This is a genomic window from Mycobacterium sp. (genome assembly GCF_035653355.1).
Lineage (GTDB): Bacteria > Actinomycetota > Actinomycetes > Mycobacteriales > Mycobacteriaceae > Mycobacterium.
Map to the genome: position 1 here is coordinate 1 of NZ_DASRBZ010000214.1, position 2,832 is coordinate 2,832.

4 protein-coding genes are annotated in these 2,832 nt (G+C 66.8%); all 4 read right to left on the reverse strand.

The genetic code is table 11. The features are described 5' to 3' along the window. Positions 1-20: 20 nt before the first annotated feature. A complete protein-coding gene (locus tag VFA16_RS07280) occupies positions 21-425 on the reverse strand; it encodes an ABC transporter permease (protein ID WP_324967164.1) in 405 nt (134 codons plus the stop codon). 4 nt (positions 426-429) lie between these two features. Next, positions 430-1,647 (reverse strand): ISAs1 family transposase, encoded by a 1,218-nt coding sequence (locus tag VFA16_RS07285; protein ID WP_324967165.1) that lies wholly within the window; start codon positions 1,645-1,647, stop codon positions 430-432. A 155-nt stretch (positions 1,648-1,802) separates the two neighbouring features. After that, on the reverse strand, positions 1,803-2,342 hold the full coding sequence (locus tag VFA16_RS07290) for an ABC transporter permease (RefSeq protein WP_324967166.1): 540 nt from the start codon (positions 2,340-2,342) through the stop codon (positions 1,803-1,805). After that, on the reverse strand, positions 2,284-2,832 hold a 549-nt coding region (locus tag VFA16_RS07295), incomplete at its 5' end, for an ABC transporter permease (RefSeq protein WP_324967167.1). The genes VFA16_RS07295 and VFA16_RS07290, both read right to left, overlap by 59 nt.

Genomic DNA, 2,832 nt, shown 5'->3' on the forward strand with positions numbered 1-2,832 from the left:
AAGATCGGTGTGAGATTGGGTTATTCGAAGCGCAGGGCGTCGATCGGACGCATGCGCCCCGCCCGGTGGGCTGGGTAGATGCCGGCCAGCACGCCGACGGCGAGGCTGACGGCGAAGGCGAGCAGCACCGGGCCGACCGAGAGGATCGGCGCGGGGAAGTCGGTGACCATCTTGGGCAGCAGGTGCTCGCCGAGGAGGGTCAGCCCGATACCGAGTCCGATGCCGGCGATCCCACCAAGGCCAGTGAGCATGACCGCTTCGGACAGGAACTGACGCAGGATGGCTCGGCGGGTGGCTCCGATGGCTTTGCGGATACCGATCTCGCGGGTTCGTTCGGTGACCGAGACCAGCATGATGTTGGCGACGCCGATACCGCCGACGATCAACGAGACGGCGGCGATGGCCCAGGGGCGTTCCAAGATCATCAGTTTAGGGTGTGAGTCCGAGTAGCTGGAATGGGCGGTGGATGGCTCGGGCGGCCCAGCGGGTGGCTTCGGTGATGTCGCGGCGTCCGGCCAGATGCAGCGCGCCGATTGAGAGGTTTCTTAGCGCGGCCATGACGCGTGGCCCGGAACGGGTCGCCGCGCGGGAGTCGTCCTCGCGGTAGACCGTGTCGCGTAGCCAGTGCAGTGACTCGATGCCCCAGTGTCGGCGCACCATTGTGGCCAGGTCAGCGGGTCCGGCGTGGTCGTGGTCGAGGTTGGTGACGCCGAGTGCGGTCATGGCGGACAGCAGTGTTCCGGCCGGGTCGTGGACGTAGCGTTCGATCAGCCAGGTCTGTTTGACGTGCGGGAACGGCAGGTCGGCTGGGGCGGGCAGGACCTGGATGGTGCGAGTCGTGATCCGCCCGCGGGCGTGTTCGATCTCGCGGTGGCCGATCTCGACGTTGGTCCAGGGCAGCGCGTCGAGCGCGGCGTAGAGAGTGGGCTGGTTGAGTTTCGTGGTGAACACGAACCCGGCACCGCGCTCGTGCAGCCACTGGGCGTGGGCGCGTTGGCAGTGCAGTGCGTCTGCCGTGACCACCACCCGGCGCAAGTCAACCCCGGTGGCGGCCAGCTGGGCGAGCAGTGGGGCGAACTTCGGGATCTCGTTGCTCTTGGCGCCGACTTCGACCTGGGCGAGCACCAACTGATCGGCGTGGGTGGCCGCGGCCAGCAGGTGGGGCTGGTGTCCGCCGGGGCCAACCGCGCCACGCACGGTCTTGCCGTCCACCGCGACCACCACCGCTTTCGAATCCGTGTCCTTATCAGGGCTGGTGCCGGGGCCGGTGTCGGCGCTGTGGTGAGCACGTTCGGCCAGCCAGGCGCCAATCGCGGCGTCCACCGCGGCAGCATCCGCGCCGGTCAGCACCCGCCACACCGTCGTCTTCGACGGACCCGCCGCCGGAGCGGCACCAGCGGCCAGGTACAGACCCGCCACCATCCCAGCGGGCACGTCGGCGATCCACCCGGCGATCGCGGTGAACGAACGCATCCCGGCCAACACCGCCGCCGCGCACAACGTCAACACCACCGCGACCGGATGCTCCCGACCCTGATCACTACGCCGATCAGAGATCCCAGCGAACCGTTCCAGCAGGTCAGGCCCTTTCACCGCGTCCTCGGCCACAACGAGGTCCGGACCGGCACCACGATCGCAAGCCGACACGGGACGACCGATCGCGCTCGCGCAGGACTCAGCAATGGAAGGATGTACCAGCAACGAAGCTCCGGAACCGACGAGGGACTGTGGTAGGTAGCTCGTCCTACCGGAGCTTCGTTGCCCTACCCCCGCGACACGCCGAAGATCATCGGCGCTCAGGCCTAGCGCTGCCCATCACCCAAGACGATCTTGGAACGACTCTGGGCGATGGCCACGATGAACAGCGCCAGGAAGGTGATGAACTGGCGGCTTTTCTCCAGCAGGGTGGTGTAGGTCAAGACGTTGTAGTCGCGTTCGGTGGGCTTGCGGATGTGATGGCTGGCATCCAGGATCCGCACGATCTCGGCGACCGCCCGGTCGAGCGTCTCGACGTCGGTGGACTTGACCACGATCTGGTCAACCTCGCCCGCGTTGTCGCCGACCAGGTACGCCCGCGCCGAGGCGAAGGGCACGATCACCACGTTGTCGTTCTGGCCGTTGGCATTGAGCACCCCGATCACTTTGAACACCGAGTGCTCGATGCGGATGGGGGAGCCGATGATCTGATCGGCTGGCGCGCGCGGGCCCCACAGCAGCGCGACCGCTTCGGGGCCGAGGATCGCGACACGTTCTTTCTCGTCGACTTGTTTCTCGGTGAACCAACTACCGGCGATGATCTTGCGGTCGAGTAGGTCGAGGTAGTTGTAATTGGCGCCGACCATGCTGGCGCGGGTCCTGGATCTGGCCTTCGGTAAGGGTCACGTCCCCACCCATGCTGGGAGAGACCGAGTCGATGTCCGGCGCGCGGCGGGGATCGCGCAGCACGGCGACGTCAGAGTCGGTGAGGTTGCGGCCTTGGGTGAAGCTACTGGACCCGGCTTTGGTGGCCGGGGTGATCGTGATCTGGTTGGCCAGCCGGGAGAACTGCTTGTTGAAGTCCGCGCGCATCCCGTTGCCCAGGGAGACCAGCAGAATCACCGCGGCGACGCCGATGATGATGCCGATCATCGTCAGGACCGAGCGCAGCCGGTTGCTGGTCAGGCTATCGAGAGCCGAGCGCAGGATCTCCGAAGTCGGTACCACCGAACGTGCCCGGCCGAACAGTCCCCGCCGAGACGGCTCGAGGCCAGCCCTCAGTTGCTTGCCTCGGCGTGCCGCCCACAGCCGGGCCGCGACCACAAACGGGAACCGCACGAGCAGGACCGGAAACTT

Coding starts and splice junctions, on each gene's coding strand:
- VFA16_RS07280 (WP_324967164.1), bottom strand. CDS start 425: ATGATCTTGGAACGCCCCTGGGCCATCGCCGCCGTCTCGTTGATCGTC.
- VFA16_RS07290 (WP_324967166.1), bottom strand. CDS start 2,342: ATGGTCGGCGCCAATTACAACTACCTCGACCTACTCGACCGCAAGATC.